Source organism: Ensifer adhaerens, from assembly GCF_013283195.1.
Taxonomy (GTDB): Bacteria; Pseudomonadota; Alphaproteobacteria; order Rhizobiales; family Rhizobiaceae; genus Ensifer; species Ensifer adhaerens_G.
The window spans coordinates 724,143-741,931 of the sequence record NZ_JABEKT010000002.1; the positions used below are offsets into that span (position 1 = coordinate 724,143).

Consider the following 17,789-nt stretch of genomic DNA (forward strand, 5'->3'; position numbering starts at 1 on the left):
GGCTATGACTCGGCGAGCGCCGCCTCTGCGGCGACGTGTTCGGAGATGAAGGCTGCGACGCTGCGCGGTGGTCGGCCGAGCAGCGACCTCACGACATCGGTGGTCGTGGCTGCGCGGCCGGCGGCGATCAGCCGGACGAACTGCGCGATTGCACGGTGCTCGAAATCGGCGTCCTGAGATGCCGGCAAAGGAGCCTTATCGACAGCAGCAATCGGCCGGTTCAAGACCGTTGAAAGGAGCTCGGCCACCTGGCGCGCCGTAACGATATCAGGACCGGTGAGATTGAGCGTTCGCCCGCCGACGCGTTCGGAGAGCAACTGATTGACCGCGACGTCGGCGATATCCCGAGCATCGATGTAGCCGACGCCGGCCTCGATCTTGGCCGCCGCTACCGTATTGTTGGCGATTGCGTGACGGATGGTATTGGCGAGCGAAACCTGCATCCAGGCATTCGGCCGAAGCGAAACTGCGACCGCGGGAAGGCTGGCGAGGTGTCGTTCGACGGCGGCGTGCGCGTCGCCCGAGATGGAATTGCCGGGTGGATCGATGGTCCAGTCGGAGCCCGAGATCTTGACGATGCGCTGGACGCCCGCCGCGACGGCGGCGTCAGCGACGCCGATCTGGTCCGTAACGAGCCTGGCGCTTATCGGCGACAAAAGCAGCAGCCTGTTGGCGCCGTGCAGGGCAGCGTCGAGTGACCTGCGATCACCGAAGTCGCCGGCGGCGACGTGCACGCTTTCGCCAAAGAGCTTCCGTGCGACATCGGGCCGGCGCGTGAAGACGCGAACCGGTTGCTTCAGTGCCAACAGTCGTTGGAGGATCAACTGGCCGAGCCTGCCGGTCGCGCCGGTGACGACGATTGGCGCACCGGTGACAAGAATTGGTGTCGTGCTCATGCGGCCGCCTTCCGTGATGCTGCATCCAGCGGCCGGCGGTCGATCCAGTCACGGACGTCGAAGTCGGCCGGAATGAACCCCCATTCGAGCAGAAACTGCTTGAAGTGGTCGAATGCTGCCACCTGGTCATCGTCCAGGGTCAGCGTGAGGTGGCGATGGACATCTGGGCCGTTCGCAGCCCAGATTGCATCTTCGCCGACGCCGATTTCGTTGGCGATGAAGCGCACGGCGTCTTCCGGGTTCGCATCCGCCCAGTCGGCGACGCGCGCGACCGTTGCGACAAGGCCGGTGACGAGGTCGAAATGTTCGTCGAGAAATTTGAGATCGACGGTCAGCGGCCGCGGCGTGCCGTTGTTGATGCGGATCTTGGCGTCGGGGTGGAAGCCGAATTCCGAGACGACGACGGCGCCGATCTGGTTGGCGAGCACCAGCCCCTCGGCCCCCTTGACGAAGAAGGCATCGATCTTGCCGGCGGCCAGCGCCAGAAGCTCGTCGCCATAGGGGTAGCGACGCTTCAGGCCGAGGAAGGCCGCGTTGCCCCGCTCGATCAGGTTCGCCTCCTTGCTGTCGAGATAGACCAGCTCGACTTCGCCATGATCAAGCTCCGCAAGCGACAGCGCCGAAACGATGCCCTTAAGCGCAGTGGCCCGCTGGAAATCGACGATGGCTTCATTCGGTTTGCGCGGCACGCCGATGCGCCGGCCTTTCAGGTCGGCGCCCTTGGCGATGCCTGAGCCGGGAAGCGCGATGATCGCCTGAAATTCGTCCGTGGTGGTGATGCCAACCACCCGGGTCTGGCGCCCACCCGAGCGTGCCCAGATCGGCGGGATGTTGCCGCCCTGCCGGAAGGAATGGTCCAGCGCATGGGTGAAATGGCTTTCGCGGACGTCCTTGTTCTTGCTGTCGCGGATCGAGTGAACGGCAACACCGGCGGCTTCGAACTGCCGGTCGATCCAACCGAGTTGATGGGCGATCGACAGGGGTGTCGGGGCCGGGCAGCGGGTGTACCAGACGGAGGAGAGGGATGACATCGCGAAGCTCCTAGCTGCGGCCGACAACGGCGAGGCGGGGTTGTTGATGGGTGCGCACGGGCACCGGCTCCAGCGGTTCGGCAGGGGCGGCTGCATGCCGGCTGAGCGCCGCCTTGGCGAGCATCGTTCGGATCAGGTTGTTCTGCGGGGCATGCGCTTTGCCGGACAGGGCGTCGCGATGATGGCGCTCCAGCGGATTGTCGCGGCTGATGCCTGGATTGCCGCCGAGTTCCAGCGCCAGCGTGGTCACGGCAATCGCATTCTCGATGACGGTGTGCTTGACCGCGGCCGCATCCGGACCGAACGATCGGCCGGCGTCGAAATCCTCGGCAATTGAGCGCAGCAACCGGCGATTGACGGTCAGCAGCACCTCGATCTGGCCAAGCCCGTCCTGAATGCGCGGCACGGTCGAAAGCGATGCGCCGAGGCTTGCCGGTGCCCGCGTGGTGGTGAACTCGATCAGCCAGTCACGGGCGCCGCGTGCGGCACCGTCGTAGATTGACGGCACGAGGCTGAAATACCATGCGCCCATGCGCTCGTCGCGCTTCAGGCCTTCGCTTGCCGGTGCGATATCGAGCACGTCTTCCAGCGGCACGGCGACGTCGTCGAGGATCAGATCGTCGCTGTTGGTGGCGCGCATGCCCGTGGCATTCCAGGTCTTTTCGACCCGGATACCGTCCGCCGATGTCGGCACGAGAAACGACCCGAGCCGCGGCACCGGCTCGTCGGTGACGGCGAGCACGGAAACCCAGCGCAGGAGCGGAATGCCGGTCGCATAGGTCTTATGGCCGGTGATCCGCCAGTGGTCGCCGACACGACGTGCGATCGTCTCGGGAAGCGAACCATGCGACGGAGAGCCGACGCGCGACTCGACCTGTGCGGCATTGATCAGCGCCACGCCCTCGCGGTTGGCCCTGGTCACGCGCTCGATGAGATGTGCCGGCCACTTCGCCGACGTGCGCAGCGAATAGTGCTGGTTGTAGTGCATGGAGAGAACGAGTGCGGTGGACGGCTCGCCGCGGGCAATGGCGGAGACGACGACAAGCGCTTCGGTCAACCCGCCGCCGAGGCCGCCGTGTTCCCTCGCGGTCACAAGGCCGAGCAGCCCGGCCTCGTGAAGCGCATCGAAATTGGCGAAGGGAAACTCGCCGGTTTCGTCGTAGTGCCGGGCGGTCAGCGCAAAGCGCTTTCCTAGGTCCTCGGCCCTTTCAATCGCCAATTCGATTTCAGTTGGGGCGCTCATCGGTTTCTCCGGTCAGGCAACGGCGCGTGTTTCGAGATCGGCCCAGGGGCGACGGTCGACCCAGGCTTCGATGTCGAAGTTCTGGGCAAGGAAGCCCCATTCATGCAGGAAGTCCTTGTAGTGTCCGATCGCATCGACGAGTTCGGGCTCGAGCCCAATTCCGAGGTGGCGATGCAGGTCCGGGCCGTTGGCGGCTGCGACGACCTCTTCCGATGCCCCGACTTCGCGGGCAACGAAGCGGCGCACCTCGTCCGGGTGCGCCTCGGCCCAGGCACTCGCGCGCTTCAGGGTCTCGATCAGCTTCACCACCAGGTCGGGTCGATCCTCCGCCAGCCGCTCGTCGACGGTGAGGATGCGCGGCGAGCCCGAATTGATGCGGATTTTCGGATCCGGGTGGAAGCCGAATTCGGCCACAGTGTGGGTGGCGAAGAGGTTGGCGACGCTGATGCCGGGCGTGCCCTTGACGTAGATGGCATCGACTTCGCCGCGAAGCAGCGCTGCGACCTCCGGGCCATAGGCCTGCCGGTTGCGCAGGCCGTAAAGTTGCGGCCCGTCGCGATTGTCGAGCACCGTGTCTTCAAGCGGGATATCGACGATCTCGACGTCGGTGTGCGTCAGGCCCTCGAGCGACAAAGCGGAGACCAATCCCTTCAGTGCGGTCGCCGCCATGAAGTCGACAATGCCCGGCGGGCGTCGGGCAATGCCGAAGCGACGGCCGACCAGGTCCCGCGTCGTCCTGATGCCCGTACCTGGCAAGGTGATGATCGCCTGGAACTCGTCGGTCCAGGTAATGCCGACGAGTCGTGTCGGATTGCCTTCCGAACGGGCCCGGATCGGCGGGACGTTGCCGCCGTGGCGAAACGAGTAGTCGAGATGATGGTTGAAGTGGCTGGACCGGATCGTCCGGTCCTTGCTGTCGATGATGGAATTGAGGGTGATACCCTCGCTGGCGAAGGCTTCGTCGAGCAGGCCCAGCTGGGTCGCAAGGCCGACCGGGGTCGGCACCGGGCAGCGGGTATACCAGATTTGTGAGATGGCGTTCTTGCGCGTCATGGATCCTCTGCCGTCCTTCACGTTGGTATCAGGAAGCCTTTTTCACTCCGAAGGGACTTTGTAGTGCGCTGTTGCTGCGCGCTTCGAATTTGGAGAAATATCTCCTTCATTCGGCGCCGTATTGCCCTTGTGTGGGAAACTGGTTCCTATATGCCGGGGTTATCGAGTTGAAATTACCAAAACAGGTTTGACAAAGCCTATAGAGTTAGTCAACAATAAAATCATCGGCTTCGGGAAACCGGGTCGATGACACGTTTCGCTTTGTGCGAGTTTCCAACTGAGAGACGACAGGCATGCCGGCTTTGGTCAGAATTGTCAGAACACTGCGACGCACGCTGTTGCAGGCAATTCCGACCCTGCTCGGGATCATCATCCTCAATTTCTTCCTGCTGCAGCTGGCGCCGGGCGACGCTGCCGACGTGCTGGCCGGCGAGGCGGGGTCGGCGACCGAGGAAAGCGTGGCGGCGCTGAGGGCCCGCTTCGGGCTGGACAGTCCGGTGCTGGAGCAACTGGCGACCTACCTCAACAACCTCGCGCATTTCAGCCTCGGATTTTCGCCGCGCTACGGCATGCCGGTCGCCGACCTGATCGCCCAGCGCCTGCCGGGAACGCTGACGCTGATGGCGGTGGCACTCATCATCGCGATCTTCCTCGGCGTCATCCTCGGATCACTGATGGCGACGTTTGCGGGCCGCATACCCGACCGGCTGCTCTCAGTCTTCTCGCTGCTGTTCTATTCGATCCCGAGCTTTTGGATCGGGCTGATGCTGATCGTTTTCTTTTCGGTCAAGCTCGGCTGGCTGCCAAGCGGCGGCTCGGGCACGATCGGTTCGCGGCTGACGGGCTGGGCCGCTCTGTTAGACGCGGCGCGCTACATGGTGCTGCCGGCAACGTCGCTCGCGCTTTTCTATGTGGCGATCTATGCGCGACTGACGCGAGCCTCGATGCTCGAGGTCAAGAACCAGGACTTCGTTCGCACCGCCTATGCCAAGGGGTTGACGCCGTTCGGCGTGACCGCCCGCCATGTGCTGCGCAACGCCCTGATCCCGATCACCACCATGGCCGGCATGCATATCGGCGGCATGCTCGGCGGCGCCGTCGTGGTCGAGACGGTCTATAGCTGGCCCGGCCTTGGCCGGCTCGCCTTCGAAGCAGTGATGGGCCGCGATTTCACGGTGCTGCTCGGCATCCTCCTGTTGTCCTCGCTTCTCGTCATCCTTGCCAATGCCGCCGTGGACCTCGTTCACGCCTGGCTCGATCCCCGAATTGGAGCACGCTGATGTCCACCACCGGTGTCGGAGCACTCCGCAACATTTCAAGCGCCTATGCATCTGCCACCGAAAGTGAGCAGCCGACCGCGGTTGTCGCGACGGAGGGGCCTGCCTGGTCCAACGTCAAGGCGCCGGACGCACGCTCCCAGCAGAGCGCGACAATTGCGATCACCAACGGGCGCCGGGCGCTGAAGGTCTTCTTCGCCAATCCGAACGCGCTGTTCGGCACAGGCTTCCTCTGTCTCGTCATCGCGGTCGCCCTTCTGGCGCCGGTGTTTTTTCCCGACGATCCGCTTTCGATGGTGGGGCGGCCGTTCCTGTGGCCCGGACAGGATCCGGCATTTCCGCTCGGCACGGATTCCCTCGGACGCGACGTGCTCGCCGGCATCCTCCACGGTTCTCGCATATCCCTTTTCGTCGGCCTGACGGCAACGGCATTGGGATTGACGTTCGGCGTGCTGGTCGGTGCTGCCTCCGGCTATTTCGGCGGCTGGGTCGACGATATCCTGATGCGGCTTGTCGAGATCTTCCAGACGCTGCCGAGCTTCGTGCTTCTCGTCGTGCTCGTCGCCATCGCCCAGCCCTCGGCGACGACGGTGACGCTTGCAATCGCCGTCATCTCCTGGCCGACCGTGGCGCGGCTGACCCGCGCAGAATTCCGCGCGATCCGCGAGAAGGATTTCGTCATGGCCGCCCGCAGCCTCGGTTTCGGTCATGGCCGCATCATTTTCCGCGAGATCCTGCCCAACGCCCTGCCGCCGATCATCGTCACCTCTTCGGTCATGGTGGCAACCGCGATCCTGATGGAATCGGCGCTGTCCTTCATGGGGCTCGGCGATCCCAATGTGGTCAGTTGGGGGTCGATGATCGGGACCGGCCGCGAGCTCGTCAGGACCGCCTGGTATCTGACGGCGCTGCCCGGGCTTGCGATTGTCTTCACGGTGCTGGCGCTCAACCTCATCGGCGACGGGTTGAACGACGCGCTCAACCCCCGCTTCTCTGGGGATCGCTGACGATGGCTCCTTTGCTTCAGGTCGAAAACCTCACCATCGGCTTTCCGCGCGCCGAGCCGGTCCGCAACCTCTCCTTTGAAGTGGCTGAAGGCGAGACGCTGGCGATCGTCGGGGAATCGGGCTCGGGAAAATCGCTGACGGCTCTGGCCCTGATGCAGCTCTTGCCGCGGGCGGCAAGAGTGAGCAGTGGCCGTATCACCTTTGACGAACAGGATCTGCTGACACTCGATGCCAGCCAGATGCGGCGCCTGCGCGGGCGCGAGATCGGAATGATCTTCCAGGAGCCGATGACCAGCCTCAACCCGGTGATGACGATCGGCAGGCAGATCTCCGAGGTGCTGAAGGTCCACGAAAAACTCTCGGGGCGGGCGGCGCGGGCGCGGGCGATCGAGCTCCTCAATCTTGTGCGTATCCCCGGTGCCGACAAGCGGGTGGACGATTATCCGCACCAGCTGTCCGGCGGCATGCGCCAGAGGGTGATGATTGCGATGGCGGTTGCGTGCCGGCCGAAACTGTTGATCGCCGACGAGCCGACGACGGCCCTCGACGTGACGATCCAGGCGCAGGTGCTCGATCTGCTCGACACGCTCAGGCGCGAGCTGCAGATGGCTGTGGTGCTCATCACCCATGACCTTGGCGTGGTGGCGCAATGGGCCGACCGGGTGGTGGTGATGTATGCGGGGCGCAAGGTGGAACAGGCGCTGCCCGACGACCTCTTCAAGGATCCGCTGCACCCGTATACGCGCGGCCTGCTTGCCGCTTCGCCCCGCCTCAAGAACGATTTTCACTATCGCGACGGCGCGCTCACCGAAATTCCGGGATCGATCGTTTCGGCCGTCGGCGAAGCGGGCTGTCCCTTCAGGCCGCGCTGCACCCAGGCGCGCGCGAGCTGCGGCCATCACATTCCGCCTCTGACCGTGCCGGCGCCCGATCGCCTCGTCGCCTGCCCCTTCACCTCGTCGATCAAGGCCGTGCCCGATGCCGTTGCTCTCCGTTACTGACCTCAAGACCCACTACCAGAGTCGCGACGGGCTGCTGCGCTCTCTCGATGGCGTCGATCTCTTCGTTGAGCGTGGCGAGACGGTTGGGCTCGTCGGCGAAAGCGGTTGCGGCAAGTCGACCCTCGGCAAGACCCTGCTTCGCCTCGTCGATCCGACCGCGGGGCGGATTGAATTCAAGGGCGAGGACATCACACGCGTCGACCAGCGGCGGCTGAGGAGCGTGCGCAAGTCGATCCAGATGATTTTCCAGGATCCCTTCGCATCGCTCAATCCGCGCCACACGATCGGCGAAATTCTCGAAGCACCGCTGGTGGTTCACAAGGCAGGCGACAGCGCCGAGCGCCGGGGGATCGTCGCCGGAATCGTGTCGAAGGTCGGCTTGCCGGCCGATTCCATCAATCGTTATCCGCACGAATTTTCAGGCGGGCAACGGCAACGGATCGGCATCGCCCGCGCGCTCTTGCTCAATCCTGAGCTGATCGTCTGCGACGAGCCTGTTTCGGCGCTCGACCTGTCGATCCAGGCGCAGATCCTCAATCTCTTGGTCGAGATGAAAAAGGAATTCGGCCTTTCCTACATCTTCATCAGCCACGACCTCTCCGTGGTTCGCTATTTCTGCGACCGGGTGATGGTCATGTATCTCGGCCGGATCGTCGAGAGTGCCGACAACGAGACGCTCTGGTCCGATCCGTGCCATCCCTACACGCGCGCGCTGATGGAGGCGGTGCCCGATCCGTCGCGGCCGCGTCATGCAGCCCCGCTTGGCGGCGATCTGCCGAGCCCCAGCAACATTCCTTCGGGCTGTCGGTTTCACACCCGCTGCCCGCTCGCGACAGACCGCTGCCGCGCCGAAGAACCGGAATTCCGCTCGATTGCACCCGGCCACGAGGTGGCCTGCCATTTTGCGGACAGCATCAACTGAAATGGAGATTTTGAATGGTTGAGTATCGCTATCTCGGGCGCAGTGCCCTGAAAGTGTCGCCGCTGACGCTCGGGTCCATGATGTTCGGCAACCAGACGCCTGATGATGTCGCCTTCCGCATCATCGACAAGGCGCGCGAACAGGGCATCAACTTCATTGACACGGCCGACGTCTATCACGACGGCAAGTCGGAAGAGGTCGTCGGACGTGGCATCAAGGCCCATCGGGATCACTGGGTGCTGGCGACCAAGTTCGTCAATTCGCACAAGAAGGGGCCCAACCTCGGCGGCTATTCGCGCAAGTGGGTCTATCAGACGGTCGAGAACTCGCTGCGCAATCTCGGCACCGACTATATCGACATCCTCTATTTCCACCGCTCCGTCTTCGATGCGCCGCTGGAAGAGCCTGTCCGGGCGATCGCCGACCTGATCAAGGCCGGCAAGCTGCGCTACTTCGGCGTCTCCAACTTCCGCGGCTGGCGCATCGCCGAGATCGCGCAACTGGCCGACGAACTCGGGATCGACAGGCCGGTCGCAAGCCAGCCGCTCTACAACATCGTCAACCGTACGGCGGAAGCCGAGCAACTGCCGGCCGCTGCCGCCTACGGGCTCGGCGTCGTCACTTATAGCCCGCTGGCGCGCGGCGTTCTGACCGGCAAATACAATGTCGGCGAGGCACCTGGCGCCGACACTCGAGCCGGCCGCGGCGACAAGCGCATGCATGATGTCGAGTTCCGCGACGAATCGATCGCGATTGCCAAGCAGATCGCAGCCCACGCCCAGGCCAAGGGCATCGCTGCCGCAGACTTCGCGCTCGCCTGGGTCCTGAACAACCGGCTGGTGACCTCGACCATCGGCGGGCCGCGCACCGAGGAACAGTGGGACGGCTACATCCGTGCGCTGGACGTGAAGATCGATGCCGAGGACGAGGCCCTGGTCGACCGGCTGGTTGCCGCCGGCCACCCGTCGACACCGGGCTTTACCGATCCGGGCCATCCGCTGGAGGGTCGATTCCCGCGCTCGGGCGCTGCGGAGGCAGAGATCATTCCGCTCGCGCGGGCCCAGCGCGTCGCCTGAGGCGGTTTTGCCCGGCAGTCTGTCGAGCCGATTGTGATCGAGAAACGAAGCCCGGGATCATCGATCCCGGGCTTTTTGATGTCGGCGTTTACTCTGCCGCTTCGGCTCTTGCCTCTCGCAGGGAGAGCAGGCGTCTGGCGTTGCCGCCGGCGACAAGGCGTGCGTCTTCCTCGCTGAGGCCGGCCTCCGCCAAGCTGTCGTTCAGGCTCCTGCGGTCAATTGCTGCAAGGATCGGCCAGTCCGTTCCGGCCAGCACCCGCTCCGCGCCGAAGAATCCGGTGAGGGTGCGAATGATTGCAGGATCGTGCCCCATCGTGTCGAAATAAATGTTGGGACGCTTGCCGGCCGCACGCTCGGCGCGGCTGTAGATGTCGCCGCGTGCCGCCTGGACGATGGCGCCGAGGCCGAGTGTCGCAAAGATCAGGTGCAGATCCGGGAGTTCGTCGAGCACCGGTGACTGGATCACCGACAGGAAGGCGACGCCGTTCATCAGCCCGCGGCCGAGCGAATTGCCGAGCGTGCCGGCACCGTCGATCAGCACATGCGAATGGGGATGGGCAACCGGGTGGACGAAGACCGGCACCTCGTGGCGCGCGGCAACCTCGAGCGTTGGGCGGACCGCGGGATCGGCGAGGAATTTGCCGTCACGTGCGGAATCGATGACGAGACCGGAAAGCCCGAGTTCGACGATGGCACGCTCGGCCTCGCGAGCGCCTTCCTCGCCTGAGAAGGCGTTGACGACGCCAAAGCCGGCGAGTGTCGAGTGGTCGCGCGAAAGCGTCGCCAGCCAGTCGTTGGCTTCCCGCAAGGCAGAAAGCGGCACTGGCCCTTCGAGGCCGAACAGGCTTTCGATGGTTGCAGTCACGATCGCCAGCGACACGCCGGCGGTCTCGAATTCCTCGACCAGCGCCTGCGGAGTGGTGATCTTGCGATAAATCTCCGGCGTGAAGCCGCCGGCGGGCCTGGCGTGTTTGCCGTCAGGCCTCCAGGCCGGCGGCCAGAGATGCACATGGATGTCGACGATATCGAGGGGCGCGGTCATTCGGCGGCTACCTTTCTGGCTTCGCGTTCGGCAATGCCGGCCTTGACGAGCGGCACCACGTCCCGTCCGTAGGTCACGGTGTCTTCGGTCGGGTAGAAACCCCGCACGAGGAAGTTGGAAACGCCGGCGTCGTAGTAGTCGAGGATGGCGTCTGCCACCTGCTCCGGCGTTCCGACCAACGCGGTCGAGTTGCCGCCCGCACCGCTTGCCTCGGCGACCTCGGTCCAAAGCCGCTTGTCGAGCACCTTGCCGCGGCTGGCGGCCTCGCGCAGGCGCACGGAGCCGACATTCGACGGCAGCTTCTCGCCATTGCCGCCGGCCGAACGGGCGACCTGCGATTTTACCTTTTCGAGGATATCGGCGGCCTTGGCCCAGGCGGCGTCCTCGGTTTCAGCGACCACGGTGCGGAAGGCGAGGGTGTAGCGGATATCGCCCGCCGCACGGCCGTTGGCGACGGCGGCGGCCCGCACCTTGGCGATCGTCTCCTTCGCGCCGTCGAGTGGTTCGCCCCAGAGCGCATAGATGTCGGCGTGTTTGCCGGCAACCGCGATCGCGGCATCCGACGAGCCGCCAAAGGAGATCGGGATGCGCGGCTTCTGGTATGGCTTGACCTGGCTGAAGGCGCCCTTGAACCTGTAGAAGCGTCCTTCGTGGTCGAACGGCTGGTCGCTCTCCCAGACCTTCTTCAGCACGGTCAGATATTCGTCGGTGCGGGCATAGCGGGTGTCATGATCCTCGAAATCGCCGTCGCGGGCCTGATCGAGGTCTGAGCCGCCGGTGATGATGTGCACCCACAGGCGACCCTCCGAGAACTGGTCGAGGGTCGCGAGCTGGCGGGCGCCGAGCGTCGGCGCCATCAGGCCCGGCCGGTGGGCAAGCAGCGCGCCGATCTGCTCTGTCTGGGAAAAGACGAAGGCTGCGATCTGATTGTTGTCGGGCCACTGCGCAAACTGGCCGATCAGCAGCCGGTCGATGCCGGCAGCCTCCGCCGCCTGCACATGATTGCGAATATAGGCCTTGTCGATGACCGGGCCGGTGGTGGGCACGATATCGGACCCCTCCCTGTTGGAGGTGTGGCCGATGAATTCAGATGGCATGGAAAACTCCTTGAAACAGTCGCGCTCAGCGCCGCTCAATAGTCTATTTAATAGGTAGATAATGTCGATTGCGTTTTGCGCGCTGATCTTGGGATGGCTTTTCAAGGGTTCGCCGATGTCGGGATTTTTCGTTCGCTTTCCTTCTGCTTGCGCCGGAACAAGGCGCCCGATGCCAGGAATTGAGGTGGACGTGCCATTTGGTGGCGGCCGCTGCCGATCATCGAATTCGGCGAAATGCTGGAAATTTGAGAGAACATGGTTGTGGCGAGAGATATTTCGGCCCCGGCACGGCGGCCATGCAGCATTTTTCACAAGCGACGCTGACTTTAGAAAGCTATTATCACCATAAATTTAGTGGAGTATCTATTCTGACGTGGATCACCCGATGATGGGTGCGCGAAATCGAACCAGCGCTTGCCTCCTGATGCTGCGCCTGCTTGGGGACTTCAACATGACATCGAGACAAACCGGGACACCGAAACCGACCCGCCGCGCTTTCCTGCTTTCGAGCGTTGCGCTGGCAACCGTTCTCGCCGTCGGGGTCATCCCCGAGATTGTTCTCGCCGCCGAAGAGCCGACGCGCGGCGGCAGCGTCTCGATCAATATCGGCACCGAACCGCCGGTCCTGGTTTTGATCGCTCATAGCGCAGGTGCAGCGTACTATATCAGCGGCAAAGCCACCGAGAGCCTGCTGACCTATGACCGCGACTTCAACCCGCAGCCGCTGCTGGCGACCGAATGGACGGTCAGCGAAGACGGCCTGCGCTATTGGTTCAAGCTGCGCCAGGGTGTTCGCTGGCACGACGGCAAGGATTTCACCGCCGAGGATGTTGCCTTCTCCATCCTCGCATTGAAGGAAAACCATCCGCGCGGGCGGGCGACATTTGCGCATGTGCAGCAGGCAAACGTGCTCAACTCGCATGAGGTAGAGCTGATCCTCTCCAAGCCTGCTCCCTATCTGCTGACCGCCTTTGCAAGCTTTGAAGCCCCGATCGTGCCGAAGCATCTCTATGAAGGCACCAAGATCGCCGAGAACCCGCACAACGTCGCGCCTGTCGGCACCGGACCCTACAAGTTCGTCGAATGGGTGCGCGGCAGCCATGCGCTGTTTGTTCGCAACGAAGACTACTGGGGTTCGCCGAAGCCCTATCTCGACCAGATCATCTTCCGCTTCATCATCGATCCGGCGGCGGCCGTTGCCGCGATCGAGACCGGCGAAGTGCAGGTCTCGACTGCCAATCTGCCGCTCACCGATATCGATCGGTTGAAGGCAAACCCCAATCTCGTCGTCGATACGGATCCTGCGCCCTATTCGCCGAGCATCGCGCGCGCGGAATTCAACCTTGAGAACAAGTATCTCGCCGACATCAAGGTGCGCCACGCCATCGCCCATGCGGTCGACAAGGACTTCATCGTCAACACTGTCTATTTGGGCTACGCGACGCGTCTCGACGGCCCCGTCAGCCCCGATCTCGTGAAGTTCTACACGCCGGATCTGCCGAAGTACGAGTTCGACCCGGCCAAGGCCGAGAAACTCCTCGACGAGGCCGGCTATGCCCGCGGCGCCGACGGTTTCCGGTTCAAGCTGTTCATCGACCCGACGCAGCCCTCCGGCCCGCCGAAGCAGACGGCGGAGTACATCGCCCAGGCGCTTGCCAAGGTCGGCATCAAGGTCGAACTGCGCACCCAGGATTTTGCCACCTTCGTGAAGCGGGTCTTCACCGACCGCGACTTCGATATCGCCATCGAGGGCATGAGCAATCTCTACGATCCGACGGTCGGCGTGCAGCGCCTCTATTGGTCGAAGAACTTCAAGCCAGGCGTGCCGTTCACCAACGGCTCAAAGTACTCCAATCCGGAAGTCGACCGCCTGCTTGAAACCGCGGCCGTCGAAATCGATCCGAAGAAGCGGCTGGAGCTCTTCAACGCGTTCCAGAAACAGGTGGTCGCGGACCTGCCGACGCTCGATATCGTCACTCCGGCGGTCATCACCGTCTACGACAAGCGGGTTAAGAACTTGAAGCTGGGTGTCGAGCATCTCTGGAGCAACGGCGCCGATATCTATCTCGACGAATAGTTGTCGGTGACCACGGCGAGCAATCGTCGATGGCGTCGACGTGAGAGCGTCGACGGCGCGGCGCAGCCGGTGGGGACCAGGCTGCGCCGTTTCTCTTCAGTTGGAGTTGATGCGTGACCATAACCAGAGTGCAAAGTGTTTCACGCCCGACGCGCACGGAGCTTCTGGCCCGCGTTCCGGGCTTCGTGGCCGAAGTCGCCAAGGGCGCTTCCGAGCGTGACCTCTCGCGCGAACTTCCCTTCCAGGCCTTCGAGCTCTTTCGTGAACTCGAATTGGGAACGCTGCGCATCCCGGTGGCACTTGGCGGTCCGGGTGGTTCGGTTGCCGACTATATCGAGATGATCGCTGCGATTGGAGCTGCCGATTCCAACGTGGCGCACGCGCTCCGCTCGCACTTCAACTATGTCGAAAACGTCATCCTCAGCGAGCCGCGCGAGCGGGATGCCGGTGCCGTCGAGCTGATCCTTGCCGGCAAGCTGTTCGGTGGCGCCCACACGGAGCAGGGCACCGCCCGGCCCGGGCAGGTGACGACGACGATCACACGGCAGGGCGGCACCTACAGGCTCAACGGTCGCAAATGGTATGCGACCGGAACCGCCTTTGCCGATTTTGCCTCGTTCAGCGCGCTCGACGAGGACGGGCAGGCGGTCGGCGTTCTCCTGCCGGTCGACCGTGAGGGCATCACCATTCTCGACGACTGGGACGGAATGGGGCAGCGTCTGACCGCCAGCGGCGGCGTCATCCTCGACAATGTCGAGGTGTTCCCGTACGAATTTACCCGGCGCGCGCTCGACAATCTCGTCGGACGCCACTGCTCGACCTTGCGGCAATTGCATCTCGCTGCCAGCGCGGCCGGCGCCGTGCGCAATGTTCTGTCCGACGGGCTCGCCTACGTTGGCCGTCAAGCGCGATCGGCCGCTCACAGCATGGCGGAAACTGCTAACCAGGACCCCTTCGTGCAACAGGTGATCGGCGAAATCGCCGCCAATTCCTTTGCCATCGACGCCGTCGTCGCCGCGGCGGCCAGCGCCCTCGACCGGACGATTGCAGCGCTCGGCCGGGGCAACGAAACAGAGATCGAGGATGCCCTGATAGCCAGCGCGCTTTCGACTGCCCGCGCACAACTGGTTCTCGGGCAACTGGGCCTGCGCAGCGCCGAGCGCATGTTCGATCTGGGCGGTGGATCGGCGACGTCCCGCAACAACAATTTCGACCGACACTGGCGCAACATCCGCACCGTGCTCAATCACAATCCGCTGCTGCACAAGTCACGGGTGCTGGGCGACTACCTGCTGAACGGCACGACCACGCATCTGAAAGAAGGCAAGGTGTTTTGAGGCGGCATCGCGAGCATGACCTCTCAAAACAGGACACCACAGACTCTCCCATGATGAACGCGAATACTTTGTGATGTTCGGGCTCGCCTAGCGATGCCCCCGATACATTTTCCTGTTGCCCTTAGTCGCAGAATGCCTAGCGCACCATTCGCGGGCTGACGCTCGCCAGCATCCGGATAAGGTCGTCCTCCAACTTCTGGCAGAGTTCGTCATACTCATCCACCGATGCGGGTTCTGGCATCAGTTGCTCACGCAACTCATCGCGCTTCATTGCGGCAAGGCCGTAGGCTTCCAGCAAATCGTTGATGGCAAGAAAGTTGGCATCTGAAATCTGTTTGCGGTGTCGTGGCAGCCGCATCATCATGCGCGCTCGCCCAATCTTTTCGAAATCCATCGCCTTGCTCCTAGGGCTGCCAACCGGGAAGATAGCTCCTGACACCGTGAAATCAGCAACATGGCGGCCTATCGACAGAACATGCATGCGTCTGCGCCTAACGTTCTAGCTCCGTAGCTGCTTTACGTTCGGTGTATGGAGCAGACGGTCGACATCTCGCTCGATTTCGACGCTGACGATCTCCAGATCGGAGAGTTCGGCGGGCTTGTATTCGACTGTAGCGCCCAATTGGCCACGGGCCATGCCGACAATCGCATACTCTTCACACAAGGCGCAAAAAGCGGGCGTCTGCTGCGCGTCAATCATCGCTCGTAACGCAGGAAGCCTCAATTTCAAGCGGGATCTACCGATCCTTTCAAGGTTCATAATGGCCCCTCCTGACCTAGCCTTGCCGCATCTCAACTATCGCATGTTTCCCTGAAAACAAAAGGGGTTAACGCCTATGGCACGGTGGGTCTGGATGTCGTCCACCCAGTAAAAAAAGCAGAGCGCAGCTTCAGATCTCTCTACCTGGCGGAGCAGCTTTGATGAAGCTCGCCGCTTGGCGTCAATGTCGTCGCGAGGGGACGCCGTTACGTGCTCGATGACGCAGGTGAAAGGCAGTTCGGTTTTGAGAACACGCTGCAACCAACGCTTCGCGCGATAGGCCGGTGGCCGTGTTCGCGACGCGCTCCTGAGAGGCGACTTTGAACCGCGCTCGGAGGGCTGAAGCGAACAACTCAGTGTGGTCGGTTGTCATTGGTGGAAGTCGCACTTTCCAGGACAACTACACCTGAGTAGAGCACCGGCGTGCCTTTGCGATTGCGGAAACATCGTCCAAAGGCAACGACCGAGATATAGCGACTACCACGTGTCCTGACGCGATAGGCAGATTGTCCGCCAGTCCGCCAACGATTGTCTCGGTGATCTCCTTGGCCAACGTGGCTGGTCTGCCGGATGAACGCGATCGAGATACGATTTGAGGGGCAGTCCGCAAATGGTTTCCTCCTGAGACAGGCCGAAAAGCTCGGCTAGGGGGCATCCCCATAAACAAGGTCCTGGACGATGCCCCAGGTTTAGATACCGGAGTCTGTCGTATCCGCGTCGGGCAAATCAACAGCGAACGTGCGCTCTCGACCCTCTGCCATCACTCCTCCGTCATGCTCTGCTTTTCGATCGCGGCATGTCGGCACTGGATATCCCGGAACACCAATCTCGATAGTGAGACCAAAACAGGAAACGAGGATCATTATGAAATCACGTGCCGCTGTCGCATTTGCGCCTGGCGAACCACTGGAAATTGTGGAGCTTGATGTCGCTCCGCCTCAGAAAGGCGAAGTCCTGGTGCGGATCTCGCATGCGGGGGTTCTGCCACACCGATGCCTTCACGTTGTCAGGTGCGGATCCGGAGGGCATTTTTCCCGTCGTCCTCGGTCAAGAAGGTGCGGGTGTCGTCATCGAGGTGGGGGAGGGGGTAACGAGCGTCGCGCCCGGCGATCATGTCATTCCGCTCTATACGGCAGAATGCCGCGAGTGGGCACCGATCCTTTCACTCAGGATCTTCAGCAGCACCACCATCACCCCGACCCATCCGGCAAGCGTCAAACGATCAAGGTCGATGCCTTCTCGAGCATAGATGTCGCTCTGGCGATGCAAGGGAAGATGGTCGCAGTATTTGGAGACCAGGACATGGGCAAGCAGGTTGGGGCCAGGACGGCCGCGCTCGATCGGCAGCGACGGCATTGGCACCTGCACGATCATCTCGCAGGCCCGGCAATCATCTTCGGTCGAAGATGCACGACCCGCTTGAAGAGCGAAGGCAAATATTCCAGCACTTCGCGCTCATCCGTAGCACAAGGAGCCTTGTCCTGTTACGATTTTATCCGCAAAAACAATTCATTACTACGCCGTCGCCGGCTTCGGCAGAGTGTCAGGCATCCGCGTTCGCCGCCAGTCCATCCCTTCAACGAGCAGCGCAAGTTGGGCCGCCGACATCTGCGGAACACCATCGATGATCGACGGCCAAATGAACCGGCCGTGCTTCAGTTGCTCGGCAAAATGGCACATCCCAGTTCCGTCCCAATACAGAGCCTTTAAATAGCCGCCTCTTTTCCCCCGAAAGAGGAAGAGATGGCCACTATAGGGATCGGCATTCAACGTGTTGACGACCTCCGCCGACAGACCATCGAACCCACGGCGCATATCGACCGGCTGGCGCTGGCACTGCAGCCAAGCTGTAACCCCTTGGCCGAACGGAGAGCGGTAAATGTCGCGGGCGCGGTATTCGCAAGGCATATCCCGAGAGCAGAGCTTGTCAGTCATTTTAAGAAACTTGTTATACAGATTTGACAAGTTGA

16 protein-coding genes and 2 pseudogenes are annotated in these 17,789 nt (G+C 62.6%); 8 read left to right on the top strand and 10 right to left on the bottom strand.

Annotation, left to right across the window (positions count from 1 at the left end):
• Positions 1–2: 2 nt before the first annotated feature.
• Genes LPJGGPFB_RS19770 through LPJGGPFB_RS19785 form a run of 4 tightly spaced genes read right to left on the bottom strand, consistent with a single transcriptional unit; the run spans position 3 to position 4,223 of the window.
• Entirely contained in the window at positions 3–896 is an 894-nt protein-coding gene (locus tag LPJGGPFB_RS19770; RefSeq protein WP_173421631.1) for an NmrA family NAD(P)-binding protein, read from the bottom strand.
• A complete protein-coding gene (locus tag LPJGGPFB_RS19775) occupies positions 893–1,927 on the bottom strand; it encodes an ABC transporter substrate-binding protein (RefSeq protein ID WP_173421632.1) in 1,035 nt (344 codons plus the stop codon). The genes LPJGGPFB_RS19770 and LPJGGPFB_RS19775 overlap by 4 nt, the downstream gene beginning before the upstream one ends.
• 10 nt (positions 1,928–1,937) lie before the next feature.
• Positions 1,938–3,170: an acyl-CoA dehydrogenase family protein gene (locus LPJGGPFB_RS19780; protein WP_173421633.1), complete on the bottom strand. Its 1,233-nt coding sequence runs from the start codon at positions 3,168–3,170 to the stop codon at positions 1,938–1,940.
• A gap of 12 nt (positions 3,171–3,182) precedes the next feature.
• Positions 3,183–4,223 (bottom strand): ABC transporter substrate-binding protein, encoded by a 1,041-nt coding sequence (locus tag LPJGGPFB_RS19785; RefSeq protein WP_173421634.1) that lies wholly within the window; start codon positions 4,221–4,223, stop codon positions 3,183–3,185.
• A gap of 293 nt (positions 4,224–4,516) precedes the next feature.
• Here LPJGGPFB_RS19785 and LPJGGPFB_RS19790 point away from each other — a divergent pair, with 293 nt between their 5' ends.
• The 5 genes from LPJGGPFB_RS19790 to LPJGGPFB_RS19810 are packed head-to-tail and all read left to right on the top strand — an operon-like array spanning position 4,517 to position 9,506.
• A complete protein-coding gene (locus tag LPJGGPFB_RS19790; protein ID WP_173421635.1) occupies positions 4,517–5,503 on the top strand; it encodes an ABC transporter permease in 987 nt (328 codons plus the stop codon).
• Positions 5,503–6,507: an ABC transporter permease gene (locus LPJGGPFB_RS19795; RefSeq protein WP_173421636.1), complete on the top strand. Its 1,005-nt coding sequence runs from the start codon at positions 5,503–5,505 to the stop codon at positions 6,505–6,507. Before LPJGGPFB_RS19790 ends, LPJGGPFB_RS19795 begins: the two co-directional genes overlap by 1 nt.
• Before the next feature lie 2 nt (positions 6,508–6,509).
• Positions 6,510–7,508 carry an ABC transporter ATP-binding protein gene (locus LPJGGPFB_RS19800; RefSeq protein ID WP_173421637.1) on the top strand — a complete coding sequence of 333 codons (999 nt, stop codon included), beginning with the start codon at positions 6,510–6,512 and terminating at the stop codon, positions 7,506–7,508.
• Positions 7,486–8,430 carry an ABC transporter ATP-binding protein gene (locus LPJGGPFB_RS19805; protein WP_173421638.1) on the top strand — a complete coding sequence of 315 codons (945 nt, stop codon included), beginning with the start codon at positions 7,486–7,488 and terminating at the stop codon, positions 8,428–8,430. Before LPJGGPFB_RS19800 ends, LPJGGPFB_RS19805 begins: the two co-directional genes overlap by 23 nt.
• 14 nt (positions 8,431–8,444) lie before the next feature.
• Positions 8,445–9,506, top strand: coding sequence for an aldo/keto reductase (locus LPJGGPFB_RS19810; protein ID WP_173421639.1), 1,062 nt, complete (start codon positions 8,445–8,447; stop codon positions 9,504–9,506).
• Between the two features lie 88 nt (positions 9,507–9,594).
• On the opposite strand, the gene LPJGGPFB_RS19815 is transcribed toward LPJGGPFB_RS19810, so the two are convergent.
• A complete protein-coding gene (locus LPJGGPFB_RS19815; protein WP_173421640.1) occupies positions 9,595–10,548 on the bottom strand; it encodes an amidohydrolase family protein in 954 nt (317 codons plus the stop codon).
• Positions 10,545–11,645, bottom strand: coding sequence for an LLM class flavin-dependent oxidoreductase (locus LPJGGPFB_RS19820; RefSeq protein WP_173421641.1), 1,101 nt, complete (start codon positions 11,643–11,645; stop codon positions 10,545–10,547). The genes LPJGGPFB_RS19815 and LPJGGPFB_RS19820 overlap by 4 nt, the downstream gene beginning before the upstream one ends.
• 451 nt (positions 11,646–12,096) lie before the next feature.
• Between LPJGGPFB_RS19820 and LPJGGPFB_RS19825 the strand changes: the two genes are divergently transcribed.
• Together LPJGGPFB_RS19825 and LPJGGPFB_RS19830 are read left to right on the top strand one after the other, a co-directional pair.
• Positions 12,097–13,722, top strand: coding sequence for an ABC transporter substrate-binding protein (locus LPJGGPFB_RS19825; protein WP_173421642.1), 1,626 nt, complete (start codon positions 12,097–12,099; stop codon positions 13,720–13,722).
• 113 nt (positions 13,723–13,835) lie between these two features.
• The gene (locus LPJGGPFB_RS19830) at positions 13,836–15,059 is read left to right on the top strand and encodes an acyl-CoA dehydrogenase family protein (RefSeq protein ID WP_173421643.1); all 1,224 of its coding nucleotides are present in this window, start codon (positions 13,836–13,838) and stop codon (positions 15,057–15,059) included.
• 136 nt (positions 15,060–15,195) lie between these two features.
• Here LPJGGPFB_RS19830 and LPJGGPFB_RS19835 read toward each other — a convergent pair whose 3' ends face one another.
• Together LPJGGPFB_RS19835 and LPJGGPFB_RS19840 are read right to left on the bottom strand one after the other, a co-directional pair.
• The gene (locus LPJGGPFB_RS19835; protein ID WP_173421644.1) at positions 15,196–15,453 is read right to left on the bottom strand and encodes a hypothetical protein; all 258 of its coding nucleotides are present in this window, start codon (positions 15,451–15,453) and stop codon (positions 15,196–15,198) included.
• A gap of 105 nt (positions 15,454–15,558) precedes the next feature.
• Complete coding sequence (locus LPJGGPFB_RS19840) at positions 15,559–15,819, bottom strand: hypothetical protein (protein WP_173421645.1); 261 nt, start codon at positions 15,817–15,819, stop codon at positions 15,559–15,561.
• 864 nt (positions 15,820–16,683) lie between these two features.
• On the opposite strand from LPJGGPFB_RS19840, the pseudogene LPJGGPFB_RS19845 reads away from it, so the two are divergent.
• Positions 16,684–16,966: pseudogene (locus tag LPJGGPFB_RS19845) on the top strand (alcohol dehydrogenase catalytic domain-containing protein); the annotation flags it as partial.
• On the opposite strand, the pseudogene LPJGGPFB_RS33725 reads toward LPJGGPFB_RS19845, so the two are convergent.
• Together LPJGGPFB_RS33725 and tnpB are read right to left on the bottom strand one after the other, a co-directional pair.
• Positions 16,966–17,279 (bottom strand): annotated as a pseudogene (locus tag LPJGGPFB_RS33725) (IS66 family transposase); the annotation flags it as partial. The pseudogenes LPJGGPFB_RS19845 and LPJGGPFB_RS33725 overlap by 1 nt on opposite strands.
• A 55-nt stretch (positions 17,280–17,334) precedes the next feature.
• Entirely contained in the window at positions 17,335–17,754 is a 420-nt protein-coding gene (gene tnpB / locus LPJGGPFB_RS19855; RefSeq protein WP_234902940.1) for an IS66 family insertion sequence element accessory protein TnpB, read from the bottom strand.
• Positions 17,755–17,789: the final 35 nt, after the last annotated feature.

Bases quoted from the DNA above. Each gene is read 5' to 3' on its own strand.
- LPJGGPFB_RS19820 (WP_173421641.1), bottom strand. From the start codon at position 11,645: ATGCCATCTGAATTCATCGGCCACACCTCCAACAGGGAGGGGTCCGAT.
- LPJGGPFB_RS19805 (WP_173421638.1), top strand. From the start codon at position 7,486: ATGCCGTTGCTCTCCGTTACTGACCTCAAGACCCACTACCAGAGTCGC.
- LPJGGPFB_RS19795 (WP_173421636.1), top strand. From the start codon at position 5,503: ATGTCCACCACCGGTGTCGGAGCACTCCGCAACATTTCAAGCGCCTAT.
- LPJGGPFB_RS19825 (WP_173421642.1), top strand. From the start codon at position 12,097: ATGACATCGAGACAAACCGGGACACCGAAACCGACCCGCCGCGCTTTC.
- tnpB (WP_234902940.1), bottom strand. From the start codon at position 17,754: ATGACTGACAAGCTCTGCTCTCGGGATATGCCTTGCGAATACCGCGCC.
- LPJGGPFB_RS19800 (WP_173421637.1), top strand. From the start codon at position 6,510: ATGGCTCCTTTGCTTCAGGTCGAAAACCTCACCATCGGCTTTCCGCGC.
- LPJGGPFB_RS19790 (WP_173421635.1), top strand. From the start codon at position 4,517: ATGCCGGCTTTGGTCAGAATTGTCAGAACACTGCGACGCACGCTGTTG.
- LPJGGPFB_RS19810 (WP_173421639.1), top strand. From the start codon at position 8,445: ATGGTTGAGTATCGCTATCTCGGGCGCAGTGCCCTGAAAGTGTCGCCG.
- LPJGGPFB_RS19780 (WP_173421633.1), bottom strand. From the start codon at position 3,170: ATGAGCGCCCCAACTGAAATCGAATTGGCGATTGAAAGGGCCGAGGAC.
- LPJGGPFB_RS19835 (WP_173421644.1), bottom strand. From the start codon at position 15,453: ATGGATTTCGAAAAGATTGGGCGAGCGCGCATGATGATGCGGCTGCCA.
- LPJGGPFB_RS19775 (WP_173421632.1), bottom strand. From the start codon at position 1,927: ATGTCATCCCTCTCCTCCGTCTGGTACACCCGCTGCCCGGCCCCGACA.
- LPJGGPFB_RS19770 (WP_173421631.1), bottom strand. From the start codon at position 896: ATGAGCACGACACCAATTCTTGTCACCGGTGCGCCAATCGTCGTCACC.
- LPJGGPFB_RS19815 (WP_173421640.1), bottom strand. From the start codon at position 10,548: ATGACCGCGCCCCTCGATATCGTCGACATCCATGTGCATCTCTGGCCG.
- LPJGGPFB_RS19785 (WP_173421634.1), bottom strand. From the start codon at position 4,223: ATGACGCGCAAGAACGCCATCTCACAAATCTGGTATACCCGCTGCCCG.
- LPJGGPFB_RS19840 (WP_173421645.1), bottom strand. From the start codon at position 15,819: ATGAACCTTGAAAGGATCGGTAGATCCCGCTTGAAATTGAGGCTTCCT.